A 26,709-nucleotide genomic window follows, 5' to 3' on the forward strand; every position below is an offset into this window, starting at 1 on the left:
TGCGCGAGGCCGCGCACCGCTCTGACCTGCGAAGCCCGTACGCATGGCCGACACTTCTCGCCAGCGAGGCGTTTCCGCAGGTCAGAGCATATGACAACGGTGTTCAGTGCCGTGTTGCCCCATACCCCCCGCCCGTAGTTCACTGACCCCTCGTACGCGGATCGCACAACCATGCCAACAGTCTGAGAGGTGGCCTTCCATGGGGGCTGGGCACGACCACGGGCACACGCACGGCGGCCCGCCGCCCACCGGGACGGCCGCCGCGGCGTACAAGGGGCGGCTGCGGGTGGCCCTGTGCATCACGCTGGGCGTGATGGTGGTCGAGATCGTCGGCGGGCTGCTCGCGGACTCGCTGGCGCTGGTCGCCGACGCCGCGCACATGGCGACGGACGCCCTGGGACTGGCGATGGCACTGCTCGCCATCCACTTCGCCAACCGCCCGGCCGGCCACAACCGGACGTTCGGCTACGCCCGGGCCGAGATCCTGGCCGCGCTCGCCAACTGTCTGCTGCTGCTCGGCGTGGGCGGATACGTCCTGTACGAGGCGGTCCAGCGGTTCGTGGAGCCGGCCGACACCTCGGGGCCCACAACGATCGTTTTCGGCCTGATCGGCCTGGTCGCCAACATGGTCTCGCTCGCGCTGCTGGTGGGCGGCCAGCAGGAGAGCCTGAACGTGCGCGGCGCCTTCCTGGAGGTGCTCGCGGACGCGCTCGGCTCGGTGGCCGTGCTGCTGTCGGCCGCGGTGATCATGACGACCGGCTGGCAGGCCGCCGACCCGATCGCCTCGCTGGTGATCGGCCTCATGATCGTGCCGCGTACGGTGAAGCTGCTGCGGGAGACGCTGAACGTGCTGCTGGAGGCCGCGCCCAAGGGCGTGGACATGAGCGAGGTCCGGGCGCACATCGTGGCCCTGCCGGGCGTGGAGGACGTGCACGACCTGCACGCCTGGACGATCACCTCGGGGATGCCGGTGCTCTCGGCCCATGTGGTGGTCAGCCAGGAGGCGCTGGACTCGGTGGGCCACGAGAAGCTGCTGCACGACCTCCAGGGCTGCCTGGGCGACCACTTCGACGTGGAGCACTGCACCTTCCAGCTGGAGCCGAGCGGCCACGCGGCCCACGAGGCGCGCCTCTGCCACTGAGCGGCACGAGCAGCGGGCTTCCCCACTCGCTCGCATGTTCGATGATTCCGTGCCGGTGCGGCTGGGCACGATCCCTTCTTCGGCGGTGGCGCGCACCTGACGCATTACGGACATGCGCCGCCCGTCGAAGTGCGAAGACGCCGCTTTTGTACGGCAGACTTGGCAGCCGAGGACCGAAGCGAAGGATGGTTATGCCGACCACACCAGCCACTACGGCGAGCAGCTCGTCGAACGGGACCGCCGAAGAGATCATGCTCGAACTGGTCGACGAGAGCGGCAATACCATCGGCACCGCGGAGAAGCTCTCCGCCCATCAGGCCCCGGGCCGACTGCACCGCGCGTTCTCCGTCTTCCTCTTCGACCCGGCGGGCAGGCTGCTGCTCCAGCGCCGCGCGCTCGGCAAGTACCACTCCCCCGGCGTCTGGTCCAACACCTGCTGCGGGCACCCCTACCCCGGCGAGTCCCCCTTCGCGGCGGCCGCCCGGCGCACCCACGAGGAGCTGGGCGTCTCGCCCTCGCTGCTCGCCGAGGCGGGCACGGTCCGCTACAACCACCCGGACCCGGAGTCGGGCCTGGTGGAGCAGGAGTTCAACCACCTCTTCGTCGGTCTGGTGCAGTCGCCCGTGCGGCCGGACCCCGAGGAGGTCCACGAGACGGCCTTCGTCTCGCCGCAGGAGCTGACCGCGCTGCACGAGCGGGCCACCTTCTCCGCCTGGTTCATGACGGTCCTGGACGCGGCCCGGCCCGCGGTCCGCGAGCTCACAGGGCCTGCCGCGGGCTGGTGACCGCGCCGGGGACCGGAGCCAGCGGCAGGGCCACCCAGATGATCTTGCCGCCGCTCGCGGTCTGCTCCACGTCGCAGGCGCCGCCCGCCTCACAGGTGATCTCGCGCACCAGCAGCAGCCCGCGCCCGCCGGTCTGGCCGTAGTCGGTCTCCAGCGCCTTGGGGCGGTAGGGGTGGTTGTCCTCCACCGAGACCCGGATCCACTCGGCGCCGATGGCGACCTCCACCGCCACCTGCGGGGAGAGCAGGGCCGCGTGCTTGACCGCGTTGGTCACCAGCTCGGAGACGATCAGCAGCAGGCCCTGGATCAGGTCGTCGTGGACCGGCACGCCCTGCCGGCGGAGCAGGTCGCGTACGGCGTGCCGGGCCTGCGGGACCGAGGCGTCGACCGCGGGGGCCGTGAAGCGCCAGACCCCCTCGTACGGGAACGGCCTGGCCGGCGCGGCGTCGGGTGGCACGCTCCCGCGGATCTCCATGTTCCGGCACCCACCCTCGTAGTCGGCTGTCAGTCTCTTGGTTACGAGAGTGGGGAGTGGGATGGTCCGGACCGAGCGACTGAACAGAAGTCAGCGCGTATCGACGCCTTCTGATCGCAATCGCCCGCCGATGTCACTTCCGAAAGCGCCCCTGATCGCCGTCTGACGGCTTTGCCATGGCTTGCGGGGGTGTCTGCGGTACGGATTCGGCCTCGCGGGCATCGGCGCCGGTCCGTCCCTCCGTGACCAGGCCCACGATGCGCCGTCCGCCGACGCCGAGCGCGATCAGGCCCAGACCGTCGAAGAGCAGACCGAGCGAGAAGAAGCACCCGATGACATAGCGGCTGCTGCTCGGCCAGCTGGCCAGCACCAGCACCCCGAGCAGCACGCCGAAGGCGCCCTGCACCAGCGTCCAGCCCATCTGCGGCCCGCGCACCACCACACTGCCCGCGAGCCGGAACACCCCGCCGGTCAGGAAGAGCAGCGCCGCGAACATGGTCAGCGCCTCGGCCGAGCCCTCGGGGCGGCGGATGACCACCACTCCGGCGGCGATGTTCAGGGCCGCGACCACCACGCCGAGCCAGAAGAAGTTCGCCCCGCGCGACTGGATCGCGTGCACGAGCCCGACCACGCCGCCCACCAGCAGCAGCCAGCCGAAAAGGATCATCGAAGTGAGGGTGGCCACGCCCACGTAGACGAGGCCGACCAGGCCCGCGAGCGCGAGGACCGCGCCCAGGACCGTCAGCCGTCCGAAACTGCGGCGGAGCTTCTTGGTGTCACGCGCGGAAGCGGGTGCCGATGCGGGTGCGACCATCAGGCTCTCCTCGTGGTGTCGCCGGGCGGCCCCCTCTTGATCATAGGAGCGGCCGGCCCGGATAGCATCCGGCGCATGGAGCCGCAGCTGGAGCACACCGTGGCGGACGGGGTGGCCACCGTCGTCATCAGCAACCCCGCCAAGCGCAACGCGATGACCGCCGCGATGTGGCGGGCGCTGCCGCCGCTGCTCGACGAGCTGGCCGCCGACCCGCAGGTGCGGGCCCTGGTGCTGACCGGCGCCGGGCCGACGTTCTGCGCGGGCGCCGACATCTCCTCGCTGCGCGCCCCCGGCCCGGACGAGGACCCCCAGTCGCTCGCGGTACGGGCCGAGGAGGCGCTCGCCGCCTTCCCCAAGCCGACGCTGGCCGCCGTGCGCGGCTACTGCGTGGGCGGCGGCTGCCAGCTCGCCGCCGCCTGCGACCTGCGCTTCGCGGAGGAGGGCGCCTCCTTCGGGATCACCCCCGCGAAGCTCGGCATCGTCTACGCCTCCTCCTCGACCCGGCGGCTCGCCGCCCTGGTGGGGCCGTCCACCGCCAAGTACCTGCTGTTCTCCGCCGAGTTGATCGACTCCGCGCGGGCGCTGCGGACCGGCCTGGTGGACGAGGTGCTGCCGGCCGGGGAACTGGACAAGCGGGTGGCCGAGTTCACCCGGGTCCTCACCGCCCGCTCGCAGCTGACCCAGGCGGCGGCCAAGGAGTTCGCGAACGGCCGCACCGACCGGGACGCGCACTGGCGGGAACAGGCGCGCGGCAGCGGCGACACCGCCGAGGGCGTCGCCGCGTTCCTGGAGCGCAGGGTCCCGCGCTTCGAGTGGACCCCTTCGGACTGAGAGCCCCACGGGGTTCAAAGACCGGCCCTGCGGAGGTGCACGGACAGGCTCTCGGCCGGGCTACTCCACGACGGCGTGGCCACCCGAGCGCAGCCTGGCGACCAGGTCGGCCGGGGCCTTGAGGGGCGAGCCCGCGTCGTAGGGCGGCTGCGGGTCGTACTCGGTCAGCAGCTGCACGGCCTGCGCGTACTCGTCGCCCGCCAGCCGGCCGACCAGGGTGAGCCCCATGTCGATGCCGGAGGAGACCCCGGCGGCGGTGAGGTACTTGCCGTCGGTGACCACCCGCTCGCCGGTCGGCTCCGCGCCCAGCGCGGCCAGGTGGTCGTAGCCGAGCCAGTGCGTGGTGGCGCGCCGACCCTTCAGCAGCCCGGCCGCCGCCAGCAGCAGCGAACCGGTGCACACCGACGTCGTCCAGGTGGTGGTGGCGTCCACGGCCCGCAGCCAGCCGGTCAGGGCCTCGTTGCCGATGATGTCCTTGGTGCCCGGCCCGCCGGGGACGACCACGACGTCCGGGCTGCGCACCTCGTCGAGGCTCTGCTGCGCCACGAGGTGCAGACTGCCCTTGTCGTTGATCACGGGTCCGGCCTGCTCGGCGACGAAGACCGTCTCGGCGTCGGGCAGTCGGCAGAGCATCTCGTACGGTCCGATAGCGTCCAGCGAGGTGAAGCGGTCGTAGAGCAGGATGGCGATCTGCATGGGGTTCCTCCCGGGTGGTGCGGACGGTGGGTTCGCGGGCGGTGGTCAGTGGGCGGGGTGGAACCGGCGCCGGTACTCGGCGGGCGCGGTCCCCAGCGCCTTCAGAAAGGCGCGGCGCATCGCTTCCGGGGTGCCGTAGCCGCAGGCGCGGGAGATCTCCTCGACCCCGTCGGCGGTGTCCTCCAGGAGGCGCCGGGCGTGCTCCACGCGGACGCGCTCTACATAGCGGCCGGGTGTCGTCCCGGTCTCGGCCTGGAAGGCGCGGGCGAAGTGGCGCGGTGAGAGCCGGGCGCGGGCGGCCAGCGCCTGGACGCTGAGGTCCGCGCCGGGGTGTTCGGTGATCCAGTGCTGGACCTCGCGCAGCGGCTCGCGCGCGGCGGTCTGGACCGAGAGCTGGGCGCTGAACTGGGCCTGGTTGCCCGGGCGGCGCAGGAACACCACCAGGTGCCGGGCCACCGCGAGCGCGGCCTCGCGCCCGAGGTCCTCCTCGACGAGCGCCAGCGAGAGGTCGATGCCGGCCGTCACGCCCGCCGAGGTGGCCACGTTCCCGTCGCGTACGTAGATGGGGTCGGGCTCGACGGTGACCTTCGGATGGCGGCGCGCCAGGGAGTCGCAGTAGGCCCAGTGGGTGGTCGCGCGGCGCCCGTCGAGGAGCCCCGCCTCCGCGAGGAGCACGGCCCCGGTGCAGACGGAGACCAGCCGCTCGGCCCGGGGGCCGTGCTCGCGCAGCCAGTCGACCAGGACCGGGTCCGGGATGCGGGTGCCGCTCCCGCCCGGCACCAGCAGGGTGTGCGGCTCGGGCGCCCCCGCCAGGGCGGAGTCGGGGACGAGGGTGAGGCCGCTGGAACTGCGGACCGGGCCGCCGTCCAGGGAGGCGGTACGGACGCGGTACGCGCCGCCGGCCGCCTCAGCGAAGCGGTCCGCGCCCGTGAAGACCTCCATGGGGCCGGTGACGTCCAGGCTCTGGACGTCCTCGAAGAGGACGATGAGGACGGTTCGCTGTGCCATGCCCTCGATTCTTCGCGGCGCCCGAGGTGTCCGCAATGACGAGTACCCCACCTTTCCTGCCACGCCGAGCCCGCCCGGCCCTGGGGCTTCACGCCGTACCGACCAGTCGGTAACCTGCGGTCATGACGTCTCTCCCGCCGCGCGCCGGCCGCCGCTGTCACAACTCCGTCAACCCGCTGCACTCGACGGTCTACTTCTCCCCCGACTACACCGACGAGCTCAAGCAGCTCGGCGTCGAGGACGAGCGCGCCGCCTACTTCGCGGGACGCGCCGCCGCCATGGGCGCGGTCGGCCCCGGCACGATCACCGCCACGTTCTACAACTTCAACCACGAGCTGGTCGCCCGGCATGTGCCCGCCGTCTGGGACATCGCCTCCCCCGAGGCGGTCCTCGCCGCCCGGCTGCGGGCCGTCGACCGCACCCTGCGGCGCCTGCTCGGCGACGAGGCGGTGGCCTCGCCGGAGATGGCCGAGGCCGCGCGCCTGGCCCTGCGCGCCGCCGAGGGCTGCACCCGGCACGCCCGGCCGCTGTACGCCGCCCACGCCGATCTGCCGGTGCCCGAGGAGCCGCACCTGGCGTACTGGCACGCGGCGACCCTGCTGCGCGAGCACCGGGGCGACGGGCACCTCGCGGCGCTGCTCGACGCCGGTCTCGACCCGCTGGAGGCGCTGGTCAGCCACACCGCCACCGGCAAGGGCATGGCGCCGCGCTGGGTGCTGGGCTCGCGCGGCTGGCGGCGCGCGGACTGGGAGGCGGCCGCCGCACGGCTGCGCGAGCGCGGGATCCTGGACGCCGGGGGCGAGTTGACCGAGGCGGGCACCGCGCTGCGGGAGGCGGTCGAGGACGCCACCGACCGGCTCGACCTCGCCCCGTACGAGCTGCTCGGCGCGGACGGCGTGGCCCGGCTGACCGAGCTGGCCCGCGGCTTCCTGATGGCGGCGGTGGCCGCGGGCGCGTTCCCGGCCGACCTCACCGGCAAGGGCTGACCGGCAAGGGCTGACCTCCGATTGCCGGTGCCGCCTGCCACAATGGCGCCTCAAGGCTCTGCGAGAAGGCGGTACGGGATCGTGACGACGTCCATCGAAGGCAGGATCGCCGAGGAACTCGGTGTACGGGAGCGGCAGGTCAAGGCCGCCGTCGAGCTGCTCGACGGCGGGTCGACCGTGCCGTTCATCGCGCGCTACCGCAAGGAAGCGACCGAGATGCTCGACGACGCCCAGCTGCGCACCCTGGAGGAGCGGCTGCGGTATCTGCGCGAGCTGGAGGACCGCCGCGCGGCGGTCCTCGACTCCGTACGCGAGCAGGGCAAGCTCACCGAGGAGCTGGAGCGGCAGTTCCGCGCCGCCGACACCAAGGCGCGCCTGGAGGACATCTATCTGCCCTTCAAGCCCAAGCGGCGCACCAAGGCGCAGATCGCGCGCGAGGCGGGCCTGGAGCCGCTGGCCGAGGGCCTGCTGACCGACCCTTCGGTGGAGCCGCTCGCGGCCGCGGCCGCGTTCGTCGACGCCGGCAAGGGTGTCGCCGACGCGGCGGCGGCCCTGGAGGGCGCCCGCGCCATCCTCACCGAGCGGTTCTCCGAGGACGCCGACCTGATCGGCGAGTTGCGCGAGCGGATGTGGACCAAGGGCCGCCTCGCGGCGAAGGTCCGCGAGGGCAAGGAGGAGGCGGGCGCCAAGTTCGCCGACTACTTCGACTTCGCCGAGCCGTTCACGGCGCTGCCCTCGCACCGCGTCCTGGCGATGCTGCGCGGCGAGAAGGAGGACGTCCTCGACCTCGTCCTGGAGCCGGAGGGCTCCGCCGAGGACGCGGCCGCGCCCGGGCCCTCGGCGTACGAGAACATGGTGGCGCGCCGCTTCAAGATCGCGGACCGGGGGCGCCCGGGCGACAAGTGGCTGGCCGACACCGTCCGCTGGGCGTGGCGCACCCGGATCCTGGTCCACCTCGGCATCGACCTGCGGCTGCGGCTGCGCACGGCCGCCGAGGACGAGGCGGTGCGGGTCTTCGCCTCGAACCTGCGCGACCTGCTGCTCGCCGCCCCGGCCGGGACGCGCGCGACCCTGGGCCTGGACCCCGGGTTCCGTACGGGGGTGAAGGTGGCCGTGGTGGACGCCACCGGCAAGGTCGTGGCGACGGACGTGATCCACCCGCACGTCCCGGCGAACCGGTGGGACGAGGCGCTCGCCAAGCTGGCCCGGCTCGCCAAGGAGCACGCGGTGGAGCTGGTCGCCATCGGCAACGGCACGGCGTCCCGCGAGACCGACAAGCTCGCCGGTGAACTGATCACCAGGCACCCCGAGTTGAAGCTCACCAAGGTGATGGTGTCCGAGGCGGGCGCCTCGGTGTACTCGGCCTCCGCGTTCGCCTCGCAGGAGCTGCCGGACATGGACGTGTCGCTGCGCGGCGCGGTCTCGATCGCCCGCCGCCTCCAGGACCCGCTGGCCGAGCTGGTGAAGATCGACCCCAAGTCGATCGGCGTCGGCCAGTACCAGCACGACCTCTCCGAGGTGAAGCTCTCCCGCTCGCTGGACGCGGTCGTGGAGGACTGTGTGAACGGGGTGGGGGTGGACGTCAACACCGCGTCCGCGCCGCTCCTTTCGCGCGTCTCGGGCATCGGCGCCGGACTCGCCGAGAACATCGTGGCGCACCGCGACGCCCACGGCCCCTTCCGCTCCCGCAAGGCGCTCAAGGACGTGGCGCGCCTGGGCCCCAAGGCGTACGAGCAGTGCGCGGGCTTCCTGCGGATCCGCGGCGGCGACGACCCGCTGGACGCCTCCAGCGTGCACCCCGAGGCGTATCCGGTGGTGCGCCGGATGGTGAAGACGACGGGCAGCGAGGTCGCGGCGCTGGTCGGCAACACGGCGGCGCTGCGGTCGCTGCGGCCGGACGACTTCGTGGACGAGACGTTCGGTCTGCCGACGGTGACGGACATCCTGCGCGAGCTGGAGAAGCCGGGCCGCGACCCCCGGCCGGCCTTCCGGACGGCGACCTTCAAGGAGGGCGTCGAGAAGATCGGCGACCTGGAGCCGGGGATGGTCCTGGAGGGCGTGGTCACCAATGTGGCGGCGTTCGGCGCGTTCATCGACATCGGTGTGCACCAGGACGGGTTGGCCCATGTCTCGGCGCTGTCCGACAAGTTCGTGAAGGACCCGCGCGAGGTGGTGAAGCCGGGCGACATCGTCAAGGTGAAGGTCCTCGACGTGGATGTACCGCGCAAGCGGGTGTCGCTGACGCTGCGGCTCACCGACGACGCCTCGGGCGGCGGGCCCAAGCGGGAGCAGCGGGGTGGACGGCCGCCTCAGCAGCGCCAGCGGCGGGGTGCGGGCGGCGGCGACCGGGACCGTGGCGGCCGCCAGTCGCCGCCGCCGGCGAACGGGGCGATGGCGGACGCGCTGCGCAAGGCGGGGCTGCTGGACCCCAAGGGACGCCGCTGATCCTTTGTGCCCAGGGTTCGTCCGCGGGTGTGTGGTGGGCTGGTCGCGCAGTTCCCCGCGCCCCTGGGGGGGCGGGGCGCGGCCACGTCGCACGGGCAGCGGGGTCGCGCTCCTGAAGGGGGCCCAGGGGTGTTACGCCTCCAGGGCCACCGGCCCGGTCGTCACCGGTTCCGCGTTGCGGCGGGTCTTGGCCCAGCCGTTGCGGCCCCGGGCCATCCGGACGAAGGCCCGGGCCGACACCACGAAGAGGTGGTACGCGTACAGCCACAGCGCCACCCCCCACAGCACCGCCGTCAGCCGGGACGCCTCCGGGGCGTGGTCGCGCCGGTAGACCGGGCCCCACAGCACGAACGGGCCGATGGCCAGGGCCGCGAGCACCAGTGTGAGCGGCCACAGCACGAGTGAGCCGACCCCGCCGAGCACCAGCATCGCCACGCCCAGCGCGAGCGTCAGCAGATGCGCGACCGGCTGGCAGAAGGTGTACAGCGTCTCCAGCACGCCCCGGCCGCTGTAGTGCCGGGACGAGACTATGCGCGGGGCGTAGCGCACACACTGGAAGTTGCCCTGCGCCCAGCGGGTGCGCTGGGTGAGGAGCCGCCTGGCATGCGGCAGGCCCTCCTGGGACACCCAGGTGTCGGCCACATGCGTGATCCGGAAGCCCGCGAGGATCATGTGCAGGCCGAGCTCGTAGTCCTCCAGGAGCGCGCCGCGCTGCCACGGGCGGCGCTCGGCGTCGGCGATCCGGTCGAGCGCGGAGAGCCGGGTGAACTGGCCGTTGCCCCCCAGGCCCACCGATCCGGTACGGCCGCGCAGCAGCTGCATCCCGGCGTTGGACACGGCGAACTCCATGTCCTGGACGCGGACCAGAAGCCGCGCGAACGCGTTGGCGAAGCGGCCTCGTTCCGGCAGCGGGCGCGGGTCGTCCACGTTCCGCATCCGCACGCTGACCTGCACCCCGCCGACCTCCGGGTCCCCGAACGCCGTCGGGCCGGAGACCAGTTCGAGGGCGCGCGGGTCCAGCCGCCCGTCGGCGTCCACGACGCACACCACGACCCGGTCGCGGTCGGCGTCCCGCGCCAGGTACTCACCGAGCTGGTCGTACGCGGCGTTCAGCGCGTCCCCCTTGCCGGTACGGGCCTCGGGGCGCACCCGGCGTACCAGATGAACCCGCCGGTCGTCCTCCGCGAGCGCGGCGACGATCACCCCGGTCCGGTCGTCGCTGTCGTCGTCGATGACCCACACGTGCGCGGCCGGAAAGTCGCCCCGCAGCTGCGCCACGGTGGCCCCGACGACGGCCTCCTCGTCCCGGCACGGAACGAAGAAGTGCCAGTCGAGGGACCCGGCGTCCCCGCTCTCGACCTCCGGCCGGTTCATGTAGGCGTGCCGGGCCCCCGCCCAGTAGAGCAGGAAGCAGGCAAGGAGCAGAAAGGGGAAGAGAAATATGAACAGGCTGTCGAGCATGGCTCTTTCCGGTGATCCGAACGAAGAAAGGAGGTGGGCGCCCTACAGAGGCGCAGGCGCGGGGAACTGCGCGACCAGCCGCAGACGGCCCGCGGACGAACCGCTACGCCGCCGCGTACACCCCGGGCCTGGAGGCCACGACCCCCAGCAGCTCAACAATCCGCCGCGAGGCGAGGCCGTCCCCGAACGGGCTCCGCAGCGCCCCGAGGCGCGCCCGACCGGCTGCCCCCAGCGCCAGCCCCTCCCGCGCGGCGCGGCCGAGCTCGGGCCCGGGGCCGACCAGCGTCGCGAAGTCGGCCATCGCCTCCGGCCGCTCCGTGGAGTTGCGGACGACCACCAGCGGCCGCCCGAGCACGGTGACCTCCTCCTGGACGCCCCCGGAGTCGGAGACGAGCAGCGCCGCGTGCCGCGCGAGGGCCAGGAACTCCCCGTACCCCAGCGGACGCGTCACCCGCAGCGGACCGAGCAGCGAGGCCAGCCCCGCCGCCTCGACGCGGGCCCGGGTGCGCGGGTGCAGCGGCAGGACCACGGGCACCTCGTCCGCGAGCGCCACCAGCTCGGTGAGGATCGCGCGCAGGGCCACCGGGTCGTCGGTGTTCTCCGGCCGGTGGACCGTGGCCAGGACGAAGCCGTCCTCGGCCAGCCCCAGCCGCCCCAGGTGTGCGGCCCGCTCGACGGCGTCCGGCAGCTGGCCGTGTACCGCCTCGACGACGGTGTTCCCGGTGACCTCGATCAGCTCCGGGGAGATCCCCTCGGCGAGCAGGTTGGCGCGGTTGTCCGGGGTCGCCGCGCACAGCACGTCCGCGAGCCGGTCGATCAGCACCCGGTTGTGCTCCTCCGGCATGTTCCGGTCGTGGCTGCGCAGCCCCGCCTCGACGTGGACGAGCGGGACCGACCGGGCGTTGGCGGCGAGGGCACCGGCGAGCGCCGCGTTGGTGTCGCCCTGGACGACCACGGCGAGCGGCGGGCTCGCCAGGAAGAGCGCGTCGAGCTGGGCCAGGGCCGCCGAGATCTGGACGGCGCGGGGGCGGCCGCCGATGCCGGTGAGGTAGGTCGGCTCGGGGATGCCCAGATCGGTGAGGAAGCGGCCGGAGAGCTCCTCGTCGTAGTGCTGCCCGGTGTGCACGACGTGCGCGGCGGGCCCGAGCAGCCGGATCAGCTCGGTGAGCTTGACCAGCTCGGGGCGGGTGCCGAGGACGATGGCGATGCTGCGGGGCGGCAGAGCGGACACGAGGACTCCAGGGACGGACCGGCCGGGGACGTCCCCAAAGGTCGCCTTCGCCCGTTGTCCCGACGGATAGCACTCGGTTGCTCAAAGGTTGCGAACAGGGATGTCCCTGGAATTCGGGACTTTCGGCCCGCTCGGGGGCAGGGACCTTGGTCCCCGGCCGGCCGGCGGGTCAGGGACTGCGCTCCCCCCGATAGCGGTAGCCCATCCCCCGCACCGCCTCGATCGGGTCGGACTCCGGGCCCTCGGTCCCCTGCTGGAGCTTGCGCCGCAGCCTCAGCACCGCGAACTTCACCCGCTCGCGGCCGATGCCCTGCGGGTCGTCCCAGACCTGGTCGAGGAGCTGGTCGGTGGTGACGACCCGGCCCCGGTTGCGGACCAGGAGCTGGAGCAGGCGGTACTCGATGTCGCTGAGGCGGACCTCCGTGCCGTGCCAGAGGGCGGAGCGGCGCTCGGGGACCAGGCGCAGGGCGTCGTCCTGGGCCGCGCCCGCCCAGCGCGCGGGCGCGGCGCGGCGCAGCAGCGCCTCGATGCGGGCGAGCAGCTCGTCGTTGCCGAACGGCTTCGGCAGATAGTCGTCGGCCCCGGCGCGCAGGCCCCGCACCCGGTCGCTCTCGGCGCCGCGCGCGGTCAGCAGCAGTACGGGCAGGTCGGTCATGTCCCGGGTGCGCTCCAGGACCTGCCAGCCGTCCAGGCCCGGCAGTCCGATGTCGAGCAGCATCAGGTCGGGGCCGTCGGCGAAGAGCCGGCGCAGCGCCTCACGGCCGTCGGCGGCGGCCACCACCTCGTATCCGGCCCGGGTGAGCAGCACCCGCAGCGCGGTCGCCACGTCGGGGTCGTCCTCGACGACGAGGATCCGCGTCACGGCGCCTCCCCGGCGGGCGTGGGCCCGGCGACGGGCAGGCGCAGGGTGAAGACCGCTCCCCCGCCGGGCGCGTCCGCAACGGTCAGCTCACCGCCGTGGCGGCGCACGATGTCCCGGCTGAAGGTGAGACCGAGACCGGTGCCCGGGAAGCCGCCGCTCTCGGCGTTGGGGGCCCGGAAGAAGCCGGAGAAGATCTCCTCGCGGTAGGGCTCGGGCACCCCGATCCCGGTGTCCGCGACGGCGATGCGCCAGCTGTCGCCGTCCGGCGCGGCCCCGATCGTGACGCGCCCGCCGGGCGGGGTGTACTTGGCCGCGTTCTCCAGCAGGTTGGCCAGCACGTGCTCCAGGCGGTGCTCGTCGCCGTACAGGGGCGGGCCGGGCGCGCAGTCCAGGACCGTGAAGAGTCCGGCCCCCGTGAGTGTCGCCATCCGGTCGTGCACGGCGTGCTCCAGCATCCGCGCGATGTCCACCTCACCGAACTCCAGACGCAGCCGGGGCTCGCGCATCCGGGTGGTGTCCAGCAGGGTGGTGATCACGGTCGCCATCCGCTCGGCGTTGCGGCGGATGGCCTCCAGGAACTGTCTGCGGTCCGGGTCCAGGGGCCCCGAGGCGGGGTCCGCGAGCAGGTCGCAGAAGCTGATGATGGAGGTCAGCGGGGTGCGCAGATGGTGCGAGGCGGAGGCGAGGAACTCGTTGCGCTGCTGGGCCAGCTCCGCGAGCGCCTCGTTGTCGCGCCGCAGCGCGTGCTCCCGGCGCCGGTCCTCGGTGATGTCCTCGGCGGTCCACAGCGACCCGAAGGGCCGCCCGTCCTCGTCGCACAGCGGCTCCACGTCGCGGCGGATGACCCGGCCGTCGCGCAGCTCGATCTCGGCGGCCCGGTGGATCCGGCGGGCGGCGATCGCGTGGGTGGTGTCGACGACCCAGTCGGGGCGCTCCGCGAAGGTGTCGCAGACCGCCTCGACGACGGGTCCCAGCGGTGCGCCGGGCTCGTACGGGACGCGCCCGGCCAGGGCGAACATCTCGACGAAGCGGCGGTTGACGGCGACCACGTGCTCGTCGCCGCCTTGCACGATCGCCGCCCGGGGCAGCGCCTCCAGAACGGCCTGCAGTCGGTCGCGCTCGCGGTCCACGCGTTCACCGTACGCGCGCACCGCCCGCCACTCACGTAACGCGGGCGCGTCCTACTGCTCGGTGACCTTGCCGTCGGCGACCTCGATGCGCCGGGTGGTGTGCACCGCGTCCAGCATCCGGCGGTCGTGGGTGACCAGGAGCAGGGTGCCGGTGTACGCGTCGAGCGCGGACTCCAGCTGCTCGATCGCCGGGAGGTCGAGGTGGTTGGTCGGCTCGTCGAGGACGAGCAGGTTGACGCCCCGGCCCTGGAGCAGCGCGAGGGCGGCCCGGGTGCGCTCGCCGGGCGAGAGCGAGGCGGCGGGGCGCAGCACGTGGTCGGCGCGCAGGCCGAACTTGGCGAGGAGGGTGCGCACGTCGGCCGGCTCGGTGTCGGGGACGGCCGCGCAGAACGCCTCCAGCAGCGACTCCTCGCCGACGAAGAGCCCGCGGGCCTGGTCGACCTCGCCGACGACGACGCCGGAGCCGAGCGTGGCCTGCCCCGCGTCCAGCGGGAGGCGGCCGAGCAGGGCGGCGAGCAGGGTGGACTTGCCGGCGCCGTTGGCACCGGTGATCGCCACGCGGTCGGCCCAGTCGATCTGGAGGGTGGCGGGGCCGAAGGTGTAGTCGCCGCGCCGGATCTCCGCCTGGCTGAGGGTGGCGACGACCGCGCCGGAGCGGGGCGCGGAGGCGATCTCCATCCGCAGCTCCCACTCCTTGCGGGGCTCGTCCACGACGTCCAGGCGCTCGATCATGCGCTGGGTCTGGCGGGCCTTGCTGGCCTGCTTCTCGCTGGCGTCGCTGCGGAACTTGCGGCCGATCTTGTCGTTGTCGCCGGCCTTGCGGCGGGCGTTCTTGACGCCCTTGTCCATCCAGCCGCGCTGCATCAGGGCCCGGCTCTCCAGGGCCGAGCGCTTGTCGGCGTACTCCTCGTAGTCCTCGCGGGCGTGCCTGCGGGCGGTGGCGCGCTCCTCCAGATACGCCTCGTAGCCGCCGCCGTAGAGCGTGATCTGCTGCTGGGCGAGGTCGAGTTCGAGCACCTTGGTGACCGTGCGGGTGAGGAACTCCCGGTCGTGGCTGACCACGACCGTGCCCGCGCGCAGGCCCTTGACGAAGGACTCCAGGCGCTCCAGACCGTCCAGGTCGAGGTCGTTGGTGGGCTCGTCCAGCAGGAAGACGTCGTAGCGCGAGAGCAGCAGCGAGGCGAGGCCCGCACGGGCGGCCTGGCCGCCGGAGAGGGCCGTCATCGGCTGGTCGAGGCCGATGGTGAGGCCGAGGGTGGCGGCCACCTCCTCGGCGCGCTCGTCCAGGTCGGCGCCGCCGAGGTCGAGCCAGCGCTCCAGGCTCTCGGCGTACGCGTCGTCGCTGCCGGGCGCCCCGTCGACCAGGGCCTGGGTGGCCGCGTCCATGGCCTCCTGGGCGGCGGCCACTCCGGTGCGCCGGGCCAGGAAGGCGCGCACGGTCTCGCCTGGCCGCCGGTCGGGCTCCTGCGGCAGGTGTCCCACGGTGGCGCCGGGCGGGGAGAGCCGCAGCTCGCCCTCCTCCGGTGTGTCGAGTCCGGCGAGCAGGCGCAGCAGGGAGGACTTCCCCGCCCCGTTCGCCCCGACGAGGCCGATGACGTCGCCGGGGGCGACGACGAGGTCGAGCCCGGCGAAGAGCGTGCGGTCGCCGTGGCCGGCGGCGAGGTCCTTGGCGACGAGAGTGGCAGTCATGAGGACATCGATCCTACTGGGGTGCGCCGGCGTCCAGGGACGGCCGTCGGCCGGGCCGGTGCGGGCCAGCGGACCGTTTCAGCGCACCACCGCCGCGGTGAGCACTCCCCCCGTGGTCCGGGCCACCAGGAAGGCCTCCCCGCGCAGGGCGCGCTCGTCCAGCGGGATGCGGTGCGGGCCGGGTTCCAGGACCGTGTCCAGGACCTGCTGGGTGTGGACGCGGTGCAGCCGGTCCAGGCGGTAGGCGGTGAGCCGCACCCGGCAGGTCGCGCCGACCGCGAGGCGGGCCTCGTCCGGGGAGGCGGAGAGATAGGTGAGCCGGCGCTGGGCGAGCGGGGTGCGGTCCAGGGCCTGTTCCAGCTGGGCCACCAGGAGCGGGATGACGGAGGCCAGGGCCGTGACGTAGACGGGGTGCGCGTGGGCGCGGGCGAACGCGGCGCGCACCGCCGCGCGTTCGGTGTCGGTGACCCCGCGGCCGAAGGCGACCGCGCCGTAGGAGAGGAGTTCCTCGGGGATCGCGTCGGTCACGTCGTGGGCGATGTCCGCGCCGATGCCGATCGAGCGCAGGGCCGCGGCGACCTTGCCGAGGGCGGCCGCGCGGGCTCCGACGAGCAGGACCCGGCGCCGGGGCGGCTCGTCGTCCAGCAGCCGTTCGAGGGCGGCTCTGTACTCCTCGGCGCGGAAGCGGAACGGCCCGATGCCGTGGTAGCCGTTGAGCGCCAGGTCGGGCAGGGGCCCGGTCTGCCAGGCGAAGTCCCGCCAGACGATGTCGTCGCCGGAGCGCTCGATGACGGCGGTGACCGCGCCGCACGCCAGGTCCTCGCACTCCGGGCAGGCGTAGACCACGTACCGCCCGTCGGCCAGCGGCGGTTCGGTCTCCAGCAGCAGGCCGCGCACCTGGGCGCCGAGGATGGCGGGCGGCACGTCCGCCGCGAGCGGGGAGACGGCGTCGAGGTCGGCGAGTTGGAGCAGCAGCGGCCGGCCGTCGACGACGAAGTCCATGAAGTCGCGGTGCAGCTGGGGAGATCCGGTCCCCGCGACATCGCCCGCCCGCATCGCGGGGGCGAGGGCGAAGGTCGCGTACGCGGCAGACATGTCCTGAGTATTCCCCTCTGTGGCAGATCCGAGCACGGCGTCACCCATTCCGCTACCGTCCCGTCATGAGCGAGCAGATGATCGTGCTGGGTGGCGGAGTCATCGGTCTGACCACGGCGGTCGTCCTCGCCGAGTCGGGCCACCGGGTGCGGGTGTGGAGCCGCGAACCGGCCGAGGGGACGACGTCGGCGGTGGCGGGGGCGCTGTGGTGGCCGTACCGCATCGAGCCCGCCGGGCGCGTGGGCGACTGGGCGCTCGCCTCACTGCGGGTGTACGAGGAGCTGGCCGCCGATCCCGGGCGGACCGGGGTGCGCCTCGTCGAGGGGCTGCACTCGGGCATCCGGCTGTCCGAACTGGGGCCGTGGGCCGGCGAGGTGGCGGGGATGCGCCAGTCGGCGCGGGGCGTGCGCGCCCGGATACCGCTGATCGACATGCCGGTGCACCTGGCGTGGCTGCTCGGGCGGCTGGAGGCGGCGGGCGGGACCGTGGAGACACGCGCGCTGGAGGTGCTGCCGGTCGCGCCGGTCGTCGTCAACTGCACGGGCCTGGGCGCCCGTACGCTCGTCCCCGACCCCCTGGTGCGGCCGGTGCGCGGCCAGTTGGTGGTCGTCGAGAACCCGGGTGTGAGCGAGTGGTACACGGCCGTCGACCACTCCTCCAGCGACACGACCTACTTCTTCCCCCAGCCCTACGGGCTGCTGCTCGGCGGCACCGCGCAGGACGGCGCGTGGGACCTCGCCCCGGACCCGGCCGTCGCCGAGCGGATCGTGGCACGGTGCGCGCGGGTGCGCCCCGAGATCGCCGGGGCGCGGGTGCTCGCGCACCGGGTGGGGCTGCGGCCGGTGCGGGACACGGGGGTGCGCGTCGAGGCGGAACCCACCGCGTCCGGCGGCCTGCTGGTGCACAACTACGGGCACGGCGGCGCCGGGGTCACCGTCGCCTGGGGGTGCGCGCGGGAGGCGGCCGCGCTCGCCGCTTCCCGCGCTCCCCTCCTGTGAGAACCCGTCTCAGCAGCGCTGTACGGGTTCGGCCGCCGTCAGCCCGTACTGCGCACGGGCGTCCAGCAGCAGGGGCACGAGCGTCCGCAGCGGCTGGCGCAGCGGGACGAACGCGCCGTCTGCGGACCGCCTGGCCCGGACGCCGTGCAGCGCGAGCCGGTCCTTGACCTCGGTGTACTGGGCGGCGGTCAGACGGTAGCCGCACGGCGGGTCGGCGAGGATCTGTGCGGGGGTGGCGGGCTCGTTGTCGGCGCCGCCCAGGTAGACCGGCCCCCGGTCGCGGTAGCCGGCGAGCCGGGCGGCCGTGGTCGCCGCCTCGATGTCGCCCCTGCGCTCGGCCGTGAAGGCCAGCAGCCCGCGCAGCCCGCTCAGTTGGGAGACCACCCGGCGCCGGTTGTTCAGCGCCGGGTCGGCCCGCTCGGCGTCGGTACCCGGGTCGACGCGGCTCTCGATGAGCAGGCCGACCGCGTGCTTGATTCCCGACGTGTTGCGCAGGATCCGCTCCTGGCCGTCGCCCGCGACCTGTTTGACCGGCTCGCCGGTGACCGGGTCGGTCCAGATGCCGTAGGTGCCGGTCGAGAAGCCGTCCGCGCGGGCCGCCTCCCGTACGTACGCGCCCGACAGCGTCCTGGCCTCCTCGTGCACCGCCGGGGCGGTGTTGAGGTTGCGCGGCCACAGGTCGAACAGGTCCTTGTCGTAGTACTTGGGCGTGGCGCTGTACTCGTGCAGGTCGTAGACGACGTCGGGCTGTTCGTCGCGCAGCACGGCGGCGACGGCCCGCGCCTCCCGCGTCCTGAGGGCGATGTGGTCGCGGTTGACGTCGACGCCGTCGGCGTTGGCGCGGGTGTCGGCGGCCCGGCCGTCCGGGTTGGCGCTCGGCACGACGTAGACGGTGGTGTGCGCGAGGAGTCGGCGGGTCGCCCGGTCCTTCGCGTACGCGAGGTCGCGGACGGTGGCCAGACAGGCCTCGCGGCCCGCCGGCTCGTCGCCGTGCTGGCTGCACACCAGCAGGACCCGGTTGGCGGTGTGCCCGCTGCCGACCCGGACGAGCTGGAGGGGACGGCCCTGGGTGGTGGTGCCGATGCGGGTGACCGAGGCGCGGTCGCTGCCCCGGTCGACGGCCGCGAGGAAGTCCTGTTCCTCCGCCGCGCCGGTCCAGCGCGCCCCGGCGCTCACCTCGAAGCCGGTACGGGGCGGGCTCGCCGTCGCCCGTGCCGGGACCGTCACCAGGGGCACGGCGAGCGCGGCCCCCATGGCGCCGAGGAGCAGGGTGCGGGCTCTCATCGCGCCTCCGGGACCGGGCGGAGCAGGTGCGGCGCCTCGACGCCGACCGGGTGCGGGACCTTGGGCGCGCTGTGGTGCGGGGTGGTGGACGTGGCCCGCCAGAACGCCCGCGTACCGCCGAGGAGCGGCAGCTTCGCCGAGGTGCGGGCGAGGTCGAGGGTGAGGGTCGGGCGGCTCGCGGGCGGGTCGATGAGGTCCTTGTCGGTGCCCGCGACGATCAGCGCGAGACGGTGGCCGGCCGGGACGACGTGGTCGGTGGCGTGCAGGTCGAGGGTGATCGTGTACGGCTTGCCCGGGGTGAGCGGCTGCCCGGTGTCGCCCGCGTAGTTGCCGAGGTCGGCCCAGCCGCGGCTGAACACGGTGTGGTCGACGGCCTTGGTGTCGGCCGACGTCACCTTGAAGCAGGCGCTGTCCCCGGCCGTGCTGGCTCCCCAGCAGGTGCGGGCGGTGCCGGTGAGGATGCCCTCTCCGCTGCCGCCGTAGTCGCGGATCGTGTCGGGGCCGAGGTCGACCAGGACCGCCGAGAGGTGGGCGCTGGTGGTGGTCGGGGTGGCGGTGACGGTCACCTTCGAGGAGCCGGACAGGCGCAGGTCGGCGCCGAGCGGCTGGGTCACGAACCCGGCCTTCTCCGGGGTGGACCTGTCGACGGCGGCGGACCAGCTGCCCTCGTCCAGCCGGGGGTCGTCGGTGAACGTCTCGGTCGCTCCGGCGGGCGCCGGGTTCAGGCCCAGGCCGCCGACGCCGGGCGCGGAGCCGGTGACCGGCCGCAGCACGGCGTCACGCGTGCCGGCCGGAGGCCAGGTGCGGTCGGTGGTCCACTGGTCGGGGTGGCGCTCGACGTCGGCCATCGGCTCGCGCTCGATGCCGTTGTCATAGCCGAGGAGATAGTGGTCGAACCACTTGTGGAGGGTGGGGACCCAGTCGGCGCGGCGGTAGTCGAAGGGGTCGACGTGCCCGGTCTGGGAGAGCCAGATCTTGCGCTCGACGCCGTGGGCCGCCAGGGCGTCCCACCACTGGCCGAAGTTCTTGGTCCGTACGTTCAGGTCCTGCATGCCGTGCACCACGAACACGCTCGCCTCGACGTTGCCCGCGCCGGCCACGTAGTCGCGCCCGCTCCACAGCGGCGTCCAGTCGCCGGTGCGCGGCGCCCCGTCGACGAGCCGCTGCTGTACGGCGGCGCAGTGGGCCTGTGCGTCGGGGCTCTCGACCGCGTGGGAGAGCCAGTCGGGCCCCGAGTCGTAGAGCGGGGCGCCCTTGGCGAAGTAGTAGTCGTACCAGGAGGATATGGCGCTGATCGGGACGATCGTCTTCAGGCCCTCGACGCCCGTGGCCGCCACGCCGTTGGCTATGGTGCCGTCCCAGCTCTTGCCGATCATGCCGGTGCGGCCGTTGGTCCAGCCCGCGCTGGCACGCTGGTCGCCGGTCCGCGTGGTGTAGGCGCGGGCGCGGCCGTTCAGCCAGTCCACGACCGCCTTGGCGGACTGGATGTCGGAGGGGCCGCCGATGTCGACGCAGCCGTCCGAGCGATTGGTTCCGGCCAGGTCGACGCCGACGAAGGCATAGCCGCGCGGCACGAAGTAGTTGTCGTAGAAGAGCGGCATCTGGACGACGTGGCCCTGCGCGTCATACGTCTTGAGCTGGTGCTCGTTGCCGCGTCCGCAGCAGGAGTAGTACGGCGAGGCGTCCATGATGACCGGAACCTTGCGCCCCTGGCTCGCGGGTTCACGGGGGCGGACTATGTCGACGGCGACCCGGTCGCCCCTGCCGTCGCCGTCCGCGTCGAGCCGGGTGTCGACCCAGACGGATTCGCGTATCGCGTTCTCGTACGAGTAGACGGGCGTGCTCTCCCTGCCGCGCGCCGCCTGGGCGCCCGCCGGGGAGAGGAACAGGGCCGTCAGGGCGGCCACGGCCGCCATCGCGAACAGGCGCGCCCCACCGGGCCAGGGGAGCGATCTGAACCTCGTGCGGCTGGGCCGCGCAGGAATCGGCATGGGCGGACGGTACTCCCGTCAACTCCCGTGCAAAAGAGGGCATGCACGGTCCGAAAGTGCTCCTGGGCGAGCAGGTCAACATGTCGGCGCAATGGCGATCGTGTGACAGGAGAGGCCATGGACATGACCTGCCGGGCGGGCGCTGAATAGGCTCCGAAGAGATCGTTCACCCCGACGACTTGGAGCACTCGTGCACCGCAGAATCCTCGCCCCGAGCGTGCTCGCCGCGTCCTTGCTGCTGGCGATCCCGGCATCCGCGACCGACTTCACACCGGGCGCCCCGGGTATCGGCGACCCCTACTACCCGAGCAGCGGCAATGGCGGTTACGACGTTTCCCACTACGACCTGCGGCTGAAGTACCAGCCCGCCACCGACCTCCTGGAGGGCACGGCGACGATCCTGGCCACCACGACGCAGAACCTCTCCCGCTTCAACCTCGACTTCGGGCTCGCGGTGAGCGAGGTCAGGGTCAACGGCACCAAGGCGAAGTACGTCAAGACCGGCACCCAGGAGCTGGAGATCACCCCGGCCGCGCCGCTCGCCAAGGGCAAGTCGGTCTCGGTGGTGGTGAAGTACGCGGGCAAGCCGTCCGAGCTGAGCATCGACGGGTACACCGCCTGGCACCGCACGCCGGACGGCGGGGTGGCGGCGCAGGAGCCCGACTCGGCGGTGTGGTGGTTCCCGTCCAACGACCACCCGCTGGACAAGGCCACCTACGACGTGTCGGTGCTGGTGCCGGACGGCACCCAGGCGATCAGCAACGGCACCCTCCAGTCGCAGAGCTCCAAGCTGGGCTGGACCCGCTACAACTGGCGCTCCAACAAGCCGCAGGCCAGCTATCTGGCGACGCTCGCGATCGGCAAGTTCGACATCACCACGGACACCACCGCGAACGGGCTGCCGGTCATCAACGCGTACAGCAAGGACCTCGGCGACAACGACGGCGCCGCGCGCGCCAGCATCGAGCGCACCAAGGAGGTCGCCGAGTGGCTGAGTGACGTGTTCGGGCCGTATCCGTTCAACTCGGTCGGCGGCTATGTGCCGAACGTGACCACCGGCTTCGCGCTGGAGACCCAGACGCGGCCGTACTACAGCCCCAGGCAGTTCGCGAACGGCGCCAACGTGTCGGTGGTCGTCCACGAGCTGGCCCACCAGTGGTACGGCGACAGCGTCTCCGTCAACGGCTGGAAGGACATCTGGAACAACGAGGGCTTCGCCCGCTACGCCCAGTGGCTCTGGTCGGAGAAGGAGGGCGAGGGCACCGCGCAGGAGCTCGCGGACTACGTGTACGCGCAGCACCCGGCCGACGACCCGTTCTGGAAGGTGAAGCCGGGCGACCCGGGCCCGGACAACCAGTTCGACCTCGCCGTCTACGACCGGGGCGGGCTCGCCCTCCAGGCGCTGCGCAACGCGGTCGGCGACGAGACGTTCTTCACCATCCTGAAGGGCTGGCCGGCGGCCCACCAGTACGGCAACGCCAAGGTGGGCGACTTCGTGCAGTACGCGGAGAAGGTCTCCGGCAAGCCGCTGGCCGGGCTCTTCGACACCTGGCTGTACCAGCCGGTCAAGCCCGCCGCCCCGGCCGCCAAGAAGGCGAAGCTGACGGCCGGTTCGGCGGTGGCGCAGCCGAAGTCCTGGAAGAAGATCGCGGCGACGAACGAGATCCACGGCCACCGCTGACGCGAGCACGGCTCCGGTGGGCGGGCGCGGCCGGGGAGCCCGCGCCCGCCCACCGGGTCCTACCCGGGGCCGCCGGATACGCTGGGCGCGGCGCAGCGCCGTGCGCCGCAACCGCCGCCGCGCACGAGGAGCACCCGCCTTGACCGTGCAGCACCCCGGGGCCCGCCCCACCCTGGAAGCCGTCGCCGCGCACGCCGGCGTCTCGCGGGCCACGGCCTCCCGGGTCGTCAACGGCGGCGCCGGGGTGCGTCCGCCGCTCGCCGACAAGGTGCGCCGGGCGGTCGAGGAGCTGGGTTACGTGCCCAACCACGCGGCCCGGACCCTGGTCACCCGCCGCACCGGCGCGGTCGCGGTGATCATCCCCGAGCCGGAGATCAGAATCTTCTCCGACCCGTTCTTCTCGCAGCAGATCCGGGGCATCAGCAGGGAACTCACCGCGCACGACACCCAGTTGGTGCTGCTCCTGGTGGAGGGACCGGGCGACTACGACCGGATAGCGCGCTATCTCGCGGGCGGCCACGTCGACGGCGCGCTCGCCTTCTCGCTGCACACCGACGACCCGCTGCCCGCGATCGCCCGCAGGACGGGGACGCCGACGGTGTACGGGGGCCGCCCGGGCTGGCCGACGCCGCCGGGCGAGCGGCCCGTGCCGTATGTGGACGCCGATAACCGGGGCGGCGCCCGCGAGGCCGTCCGCCATCTGCTCGCGCTCGGCCGCACCCGTATCGCCCATGTCGCGGGCCCGCGCGACCAGACCTCGGCGACGGACCGGCTCGACGGGTTCCACGACGTGCTGCCCGACGCCGCCCCGGAGCTGGTGGAGGAGGGCGCCTTCACGGCCGAGAGCGGCGCCCGCGCCATGGCCCGCCTCCTGGACCGGCGCCCGGACCTGGACGCGGTCTTCGCCGCCAACGACCTGATGGCCTCGGGCGCGCTGCGGGTGCTGCGCGAGCGGGGGCGGCGGGTGCCCGAGGACGTGGCGCTGGCCGGCTTCGACGACATGCGCGGGGTGGCCGAGACCACAGACCCGCCGCTGACCACGGTCCGCCAGGACATCGAGGGGATGGGCCGGCTGATGGCCCGGCTGCTGCTGCGGGGCCTGGGCGAGGGCCCGGCGGCCGTACCGACGTCGGTGATCACGCAGACGGCGCTGGTGCGGCGGGCGTCGGCGTGAGTCAGCGGCGCCGCGGCCCGTCGGCCCGCGAGCGCGCCCTCGCCTGGCGGGCGAGCGGCAGGTAGCGCAGCCGCTCGGGCAGTACGGGCACGACCGCCCGCACCACGCGCCCCAATCGGCGCAGCTTGTGCTCCTGCGCGTCGGTCCACTCCAGGCCCAGCGCCTCGCGGGCGTCCGGCGGCAGGAACCCGATGGTCACGAACCGCCGGAAGCGGGCGATCGGAGGCAGCAGCACCGGCCACAGCAGCCGCAGCAGCAGCCGGACCGGCCTCGGGCCCCGTTCGGGGGCCGGGACCTTCGCGTCCACGGACAGCAGCTCCTCGACGACCGCGTTGGAGGCGATCTCGTCGCCGAGCACCTTGCGGTAGTACGGCCAGAACTCCTCGATGGTCTGCGGCATGTCCCGGTCGTGGATGCCCAGGATCCGTCCGACCTGGAGCCACTCCGCGTACATCCGCCGCTCCTGGGCCTCGCTGAGGGGGCGGTTCAGATACTTCTGGGAGTGGGCGAAGACGGGGTAGCCGGTGGCGTGCACCCAGGCGTAGTTGGCGGGGGTCAGCGCGTGGTAGCGGCGGCCCCGGGTGTCGGTGCCCTGGATGCTCCGGTGCAGGCGGCGCAGCCGCCGCCCCTCCTCGGCGGCCGCCTCACCGCCGTACACCCACAGCTGGAGGGAGCGCAGGGAACGCTCGCCGCGCCCCCAGGGGTCGGTGCGGAAGACCGAGTGCTCGTCGACCCCGGCGCCGACGGCCGGGTGCGCCACCTGGAGGGTGAGGGCGGCGGGCAGCGTGAGCAGCATCCGTACGTCGCCGGCGAGGCTCCACAGGACACCGCCGGGCGGCGGCGGGGTCGGGGCGGGCGCGGGCGGAATACGGCTTTCGATCATTCCCCCAGAGATACCAGATGACAGATAACACAATTTCCCCTCTGTCACTCCTGCGCTTGCACCGGCCGCGCCGCCCCGCTCTCACGCCAAGATCGTCCACTCGTTACGACCCCGGAAAGAAATGCGCCACCAGACGGTTACCCCGAAGTAACTGTGGCTGGTTTGATGTGCGCGCCAGTCCAACCCCCCACTCCACTCTCGGGAGTTCCAGTGCCGCACTCCGCGCTTCGCCGTGTCCCCGGCGCGGCCCTCGCCGCCGCGCTCACCGCCGCCACGCTGGCCGCCGCCGCCCCGTCGGCCTCGGCCGCCACCGCCGAGGCGCCCCGGCTGAAGGTGCTCACCTACAACACCTTCATGATGAGCACCAACCTCTACCCGAACTGGGGCCAGGAGCACCGCGCCCAGGCGATACCGGCGGCCTCCTTCTTCCAGGGCAACGACGTCGTCGTCCTCCAGGAGGCGTTCGACAACACCACCTCGGACGCGCTGAAGCGGAACGCCGCCGCCCAGTACCCGTACCAGACGCCGGTCGTCGGCCGGAGCAAGGACGGCTGGGACGCGACCAGCGGCTCGTACTCCTCGACCACGCCCGAGGACGGCGGGGTCACCGTGCTCAGCAAGTGGCCGATCCTGCGCAAGGAGCAGATGATCTTCAAGGACGCCTGCGGCGCCGACTGGTGGTCCAACAAGGGCATCGCTTACGTGGTGCTGAACGTCAACGGCACCAAGGTGCACGTCGTCGGCACCCACCTCCAGTCCACCGACTCCGGGTGCGGCGCGGGCGAGGCCGCCAAGGACCGCTCGCTCCAGCTGAAGGCGGTCAAGTCGTTCCTCGACGCCAAGAACATCCCGGCGAACGAGGAGGTGATGCTCGCCGGTGACCTCAACGTCGACTCGCACAGCTCCGAGTACGCCTCGATGCTCACCGACGGCGGGCTGGCCGCGGCGGACTCGCGCACCGGCCACCCCTACTCGTTCGACACCGTCGACAACTCGATCGCCGCCTACCGCTACCCCGGCGAGGCGCGCGAGGACCTCGACTACGTGCTGCACTACCAGGGGCACGCGCGCCCCTCGGGCTGGAACAACAACGTCGTCAAGGAGCAGTCCGCGCCCTGGACGGTGAGCAGCTGGGGCAAGAGCTACACGTACACCAACCTCTCCGACCACTACCCGCTGGTCGCGGGCGGCTGAGGCGGTGAGGCGGCCCGTTCCCCGGGTGGGTGACAACAGTGGTGAGACAGCAATACTGTTGCGTCGCAGTCCGCGTACCCGGGGAAACGAGGCACCGCCATGGCGACGGAGACCGAGGAGCCGACCCTGACGGTCGACGAACTGGCCGCGAGGGCCGGGGTCACCGTGCGCACCATTCGTTTCTACAGCACCCGGGGTCTGCTGCCGCCCCCCGCGATCGGTCCCCGCCGCGTCGGCCACTACGGCCCGGCGCATCTGTCGCGGCTCGCCCTCATCGAGGAGTTGCAGCACCACGGGATGACGCTGGCCGCGATCGAGCGGTACCTGGAGCAGCTGCCGGCCGATCTGAGCGCGCACGACCTGGCCATCCACCGGGCCGTGGTCGCCTCCTGGGCGCCGGACGCGGCCGAAGAGGCGACCCGGGCCGAGCTGGAGCGGCGCGCCGGGCGGGCGCTGTCGGACACGGACCTCGACCGGCTGGCCGCGATGAGCGTCCTCGAGCGGACCGAGGGGAAGGCCGACGCGTTCCTGGTCGACCCGGGACTGCTCGCGCTCGGGGTGCAGCTGCTGGACGTGCCGATCGCGCACGAGACGATCCTGGCGGCGCGGACCGTGCTGCTCGAACACACCCGCTCGGCCGCGCACGAGCTGACGCGGCTGTTCCGGGACGAGGTGTGGAACCCCTACCGGGAGCGGGAGTCGGACCCCGACCATGTGGCCGCGATGCGGTCGCTGTCCGCCCATATGCAGCCCATGGTGGTGCAGGCGCTGGTCACCGCCTTCCAGCGGTCCCTCAAGGAGGAGCTGCGGGCGGCGTTCCGCGCCGAGTCGGAGTGACGGGCGGGGGACTCTCCG

General features: G+C 73.1%; 23 protein-coding genes. 10 read left to right on the plus strand and 13 right to left on the minus strand.

The genetic code is table 11. From position 1 onward, the window contains the following. Positions 1–199 precede the first annotated feature (199 nt). On the plus strand, positions 200–1,141 hold the full coding sequence (locus ABD236_RS33625) for a cation diffusion facilitator family transporter (protein WP_344081095.1): 942 nt from the start codon (positions 200–202) through the stop codon (positions 1,139–1,141). 191 nt (positions 1,142–1,332) lie between these two features. After that, the gene (gene idi / locus ABD236_RS33630) at positions 1,333–1,926 is read left to right on the plus strand and encodes an isopentenyl-diphosphate Delta-isomerase (RefSeq protein WP_344081098.1); all 594 of its coding nucleotides are present in this window, start codon (positions 1,333–1,335) and stop codon (positions 1,924–1,926) included. Here idi and ABD236_RS33635 read toward each other — a convergent pair. Further along, entirely contained in the window at positions 1,901–2,401 is a 501-nt protein-coding gene (locus ABD236_RS33635; protein WP_344081101.1) for an ATP-binding protein, read from the minus strand. The two genes, idi and ABD236_RS33635, sit on opposite strands and share 26 nt — an antisense overlap. A 133-nt stretch (positions 2,402–2,534) precedes the next feature. Further along, the gene (locus ABD236_RS33640) at positions 2,535–3,215 is read right to left on the minus strand and encodes an HdeD family acid-resistance protein (protein WP_344081104.1); all 681 of its coding nucleotides are present in this window, start codon (positions 3,213–3,215) and stop codon (positions 2,535–2,537) included. Positions 3,216–3,290: 75 nt separating this feature from the next. On the opposite strand from ABD236_RS33640, the gene ABD236_RS33645 reads away from it, so the two are divergent. Next, positions 3,291–4,046: an enoyl-CoA hydratase/isomerase family protein gene (locus tag ABD236_RS33645; RefSeq protein WP_344081107.1), complete on the plus strand. Its 756-nt coding sequence runs from the start codon at positions 3,291–3,293 to the stop codon at positions 4,044–4,046. 60 nt (positions 4,047–4,106) lie between these two features. Here ABD236_RS33645 and ABD236_RS33650 read toward each other — a convergent pair whose 3' ends face one another. Together ABD236_RS33650 and ABD236_RS33655 are read right to left on the minus strand one after the other, a co-directional pair. Continuing rightward, positions 4,107–4,742 carry a DJ-1/PfpI family protein gene (locus ABD236_RS33650; protein WP_344081110.1) on the minus strand — a complete coding sequence of 212 codons (636 nt, stop codon included), beginning with the start codon at positions 4,740–4,742 and terminating at the stop codon, positions 4,107–4,109. Between the two features lie 45 nt (positions 4,743–4,787). Continuing rightward, positions 4,788–5,750, minus strand: coding sequence for a GlxA family transcriptional regulator (locus ABD236_RS33655; RefSeq protein ID WP_344081113.1), 963 nt, complete (start codon positions 5,748–5,750; stop codon positions 4,788–4,790). Positions 5,751–5,872: 122 nt separating this feature from the next. Here ABD236_RS33655 and ABD236_RS33660 point away from each other — a divergent pair, with 122 nt between their 5' ends. Beyond that, complete coding sequence (locus tag ABD236_RS33660) at positions 5,873–6,736, plus strand: SCO6745 family protein (RefSeq protein ID WP_344081116.1); 864 nt, start codon at positions 5,873–5,875, stop codon at positions 6,734–6,736. Positions 6,737–6,817: 81 nt separating this feature from the next. Beyond that, on the plus strand, positions 6,818–9,181 hold the full coding sequence (locus ABD236_RS33665) for a Tex family protein (protein WP_344081119.1): 2,364 nt from the start codon (positions 6,818–6,820) through the stop codon (positions 9,179–9,181). Positions 9,182–9,313: 132 nt separating this feature from the next. Here ABD236_RS33665 and ABD236_RS33670 read toward each other — a convergent pair whose 3' ends face one another. The 6 genes from ABD236_RS33670 to ABD236_RS33695 form a co-directional block, all read right to left on the minus strand. Then, positions 9,314–10,642, minus strand: coding sequence for an XrtP-associated glycosyltransferase (locus tag ABD236_RS33670; protein ID WP_344081122.1), 1,329 nt, complete (start codon positions 10,640–10,642; stop codon positions 9,314–9,316). A 103-nt stretch (positions 10,643–10,745) separates the two neighbouring features. Then, on the minus strand, positions 10,746–11,873 hold the full coding sequence (wecB, locus tag ABD236_RS33675) for a non-hydrolyzing UDP-N-acetylglucosamine 2-epimerase (protein ID WP_344081125.1): 1,128 nt from the start codon (positions 11,871–11,873) through the stop codon (positions 10,746–10,748). Positions 11,874–12,042: 169 nt separating this feature from the next. Next, positions 12,043–12,735 (minus strand): response regulator transcription factor, encoded by a 693-nt coding sequence (locus ABD236_RS33680; protein WP_344081128.1) that lies wholly within the window; start codon positions 12,733–12,735, stop codon positions 12,043–12,045. Continuing rightward, positions 12,732–13,865 (minus strand): PAS domain-containing sensor histidine kinase, encoded by a 1,134-nt coding sequence (locus ABD236_RS33685; RefSeq protein WP_344081131.1) that lies wholly within the window; start codon positions 13,863–13,865, stop codon positions 12,732–12,734. The genes ABD236_RS33680 and ABD236_RS33685 overlap by 4 nt, the downstream gene beginning before the upstream one ends. Before the next feature lie 51 nt (positions 13,866–13,916). After that, positions 13,917–15,554, minus strand: a complete 1,638-nt coding sequence (locus ABD236_RS33690; RefSeq protein ID WP_344081134.1) for an ABC-F family ATP-binding cassette domain-containing protein — start codon at positions 15,552–15,554, stop codon at positions 13,917–13,919. Between the two features lie 78 nt (positions 15,555–15,632). Next, entirely contained in the window at positions 15,633–16,649 is a 1,017-nt protein-coding gene (locus ABD236_RS33695; protein ID WP_344081137.1) for an oxidoreductase, read from the minus strand. Positions 16,650–16,714: 65 nt separating this feature from the next. On the opposite strand from ABD236_RS33695, the gene ABD236_RS33700 reads away from it, so the two are divergent. Then, positions 16,715–17,647 (plus strand): FAD-dependent oxidoreductase, encoded by a 933-nt coding sequence (locus ABD236_RS33700; protein ID WP_344081140.1) that lies wholly within the window; start codon positions 16,715–16,717, stop codon positions 17,645–17,647. A gap of 9 nt (positions 17,648–17,656) precedes the next feature. Here the strand turns inward: ABD236_RS33700 and ABD236_RS33705 are convergent, their stop codons facing one another. Continuing rightward, positions 17,657–18,931, minus strand: coding sequence for a M14 family metallopeptidase (locus ABD236_RS33705; RefSeq protein ID WP_425544010.1), 1,275 nt, complete (start codon positions 18,929–18,931; stop codon positions 17,657–17,659). Next, positions 18,928–20,922: a Xaa-Pro dipeptidyl-peptidase gene (locus ABD236_RS33710; protein WP_425544011.1), complete on the minus strand. Its 1,995-nt coding sequence runs from the start codon at positions 20,920–20,922 to the stop codon at positions 18,928–18,930. Before ABD236_RS33710 ends, ABD236_RS33705 begins: the two co-directional genes overlap by 4 nt. A gap of 190 nt (positions 20,923–21,112) precedes the next feature. Here ABD236_RS33710 and ABD236_RS33715 point away from each other — a divergent pair, with 190 nt between their 5' ends. Beyond that, positions 21,113–22,603 (plus strand): M1 family metallopeptidase, encoded by a 1,491-nt coding sequence (locus tag ABD236_RS33715; RefSeq protein ID WP_344081143.1) that lies wholly within the window; start codon positions 21,113–21,115, stop codon positions 22,601–22,603. A 139-nt stretch (positions 22,604–22,742) separates the two neighbouring features. Further along, positions 22,743–23,777, plus strand: coding sequence for a LacI family DNA-binding transcriptional regulator (locus tag ABD236_RS33720; protein WP_344081146.1), 1,035 nt, complete (start codon positions 22,743–22,745; stop codon positions 23,775–23,777). A 1-nt stretch (position 23,778) separates the two neighbouring features. Here the strand turns inward: ABD236_RS33720 and ABD236_RS33725 are convergent, their stop codons facing one another. Beyond that, a complete protein-coding gene (locus tag ABD236_RS33725) occupies positions 23,779–24,660 on the minus strand; it encodes an oxygenase MpaB family protein (protein ID WP_344081149.1) in 882 nt (293 codons plus the stop codon). 210 nt (positions 24,661–24,870) lie between these two features. Here ABD236_RS33725 and sph point away from each other — a divergent pair, with 210 nt between their 5' ends. Together sph and ABD236_RS33735 are read left to right on the plus strand one after the other, a co-directional pair. Continuing rightward, positions 24,871–25,854, plus strand: a complete 984-nt coding sequence (sph, locus tag ABD236_RS33730) for a sphingomyelin phosphodiesterase (RefSeq protein WP_344081152.1) — start codon at positions 24,871–24,873, stop codon at positions 25,852–25,854. Between the two features lie 99 nt (positions 25,855–25,953). Then, on the plus strand, positions 25,954–26,691 hold the full coding sequence (locus ABD236_RS33735; protein ID WP_344081155.1) for a MerR family transcriptional regulator: 738 nt from the start codon (positions 25,954–25,956) through the stop codon (positions 26,689–26,691). The last annotated feature ends 18 nt before the right edge of the window (positions 26,692–26,709 follow it).

This window comes from Streptomyces crystallinus (genome assembly GCF_039521265.1).
Taxonomy (GTDB): Bacteria; Actinomycetota; Actinomycetes; order Streptomycetales; family Streptomycetaceae; genus Streptomyces; species Streptomyces crystallinus.

Excerpts from the sequence above, each read along its gene's own strand:
- ABD236_RS33710 (WP_425544011.1), bottom strand. The coding sequence starts at position 20,922 with ATGCCGATTCCTGCGCGGCCCAGCCGCACGAGGTTCAGATCGCTCCCC.
- ABD236_RS33725 (WP_344081149.1), bottom strand. The coding sequence starts at position 24,660 with ATGATCGAAAGCCGTATTCCGCCCGCGCCCGCCCCGACCCCGCCGCCG.
- ABD236_RS33635 (WP_344081101.1), bottom strand. The coding sequence starts at position 2,401 with ATGGAGATCCGCGGGAGCGTGCCACCCGACGCCGCGCCGGCCAGGCCG.
- ABD236_RS33625 (WP_344081095.1), top strand. The coding sequence starts at position 200 with ATGGGGGCTGGGCACGACCACGGGCACACGCACGGCGGCCCGCCGCCC.
- idi (WP_344081098.1), top strand. The coding sequence starts at position 1,333 with ATGCCGACCACACCAGCCACTACGGCGAGCAGCTCGTCGAACGGGACC.
- ABD236_RS33705 (WP_425544010.1), bottom strand. The coding sequence starts at position 18,931 with ATGAGAGCCCGCACCCTGCTCCTCGGCGCCATGGGGGCCGCGCTCGCC.
- ABD236_RS33660 (WP_344081116.1), top strand. The coding sequence starts at position 5,873 with ATGACGTCTCTCCCGCCGCGCGCCGGCCGCCGCTGTCACAACTCCGTC.
- ABD236_RS33735 (WP_344081155.1), top strand. The coding sequence starts at position 25,954 with ATGGCGACGGAGACCGAGGAGCCGACCCTGACGGTCGACGAACTGGCC.
- ABD236_RS33700 (WP_344081140.1), top strand. The coding sequence starts at position 16,715 with ATGAGCGAGCAGATGATCGTGCTGGGTGGCGGAGTCATCGGTCTGACC.
- ABD236_RS33695 (WP_344081137.1), bottom strand. The coding sequence starts at position 16,649 with ATGTCTGCCGCGTACGCGACCTTCGCCCTCGCCCCCGCGATGCGGGCG.
- ABD236_RS33670 (WP_344081122.1), bottom strand. The coding sequence starts at position 10,642 with ATGCTCGACAGCCTGTTCATATTTCTCTTCCCCTTTCTGCTCCTTGCC.
- ABD236_RS33640 (WP_344081104.1), bottom strand. The coding sequence starts at position 3,215 with ATGGTCGCACCCGCATCGGCACCCGCTTCCGCGCGTGACACCAAGAAG.
- ABD236_RS33650 (WP_344081110.1), bottom strand. The coding sequence starts at position 4,742 with ATGCAGATCGCCATCCTGCTCTACGACCGCTTCACCTCGCTGGACGCT.
- ABD236_RS33655 (WP_344081113.1), bottom strand. The coding sequence starts at position 5,750 with ATGGCACAGCGAACCGTCCTCATCGTCCTCTTCGAGGACGTCCAGAGC.
- ABD236_RS33645 (WP_344081107.1), top strand. The coding sequence starts at position 3,291 with ATGGAGCCGCAGCTGGAGCACACCGTGGCGGACGGGGTGGCCACCGTC.
- ABD236_RS33690 (WP_344081134.1), bottom strand. The coding sequence starts at position 15,554 with ATGACTGCCACTCTCGTCGCCAAGGACCTCGCCGCCGGCCACGGCGAC.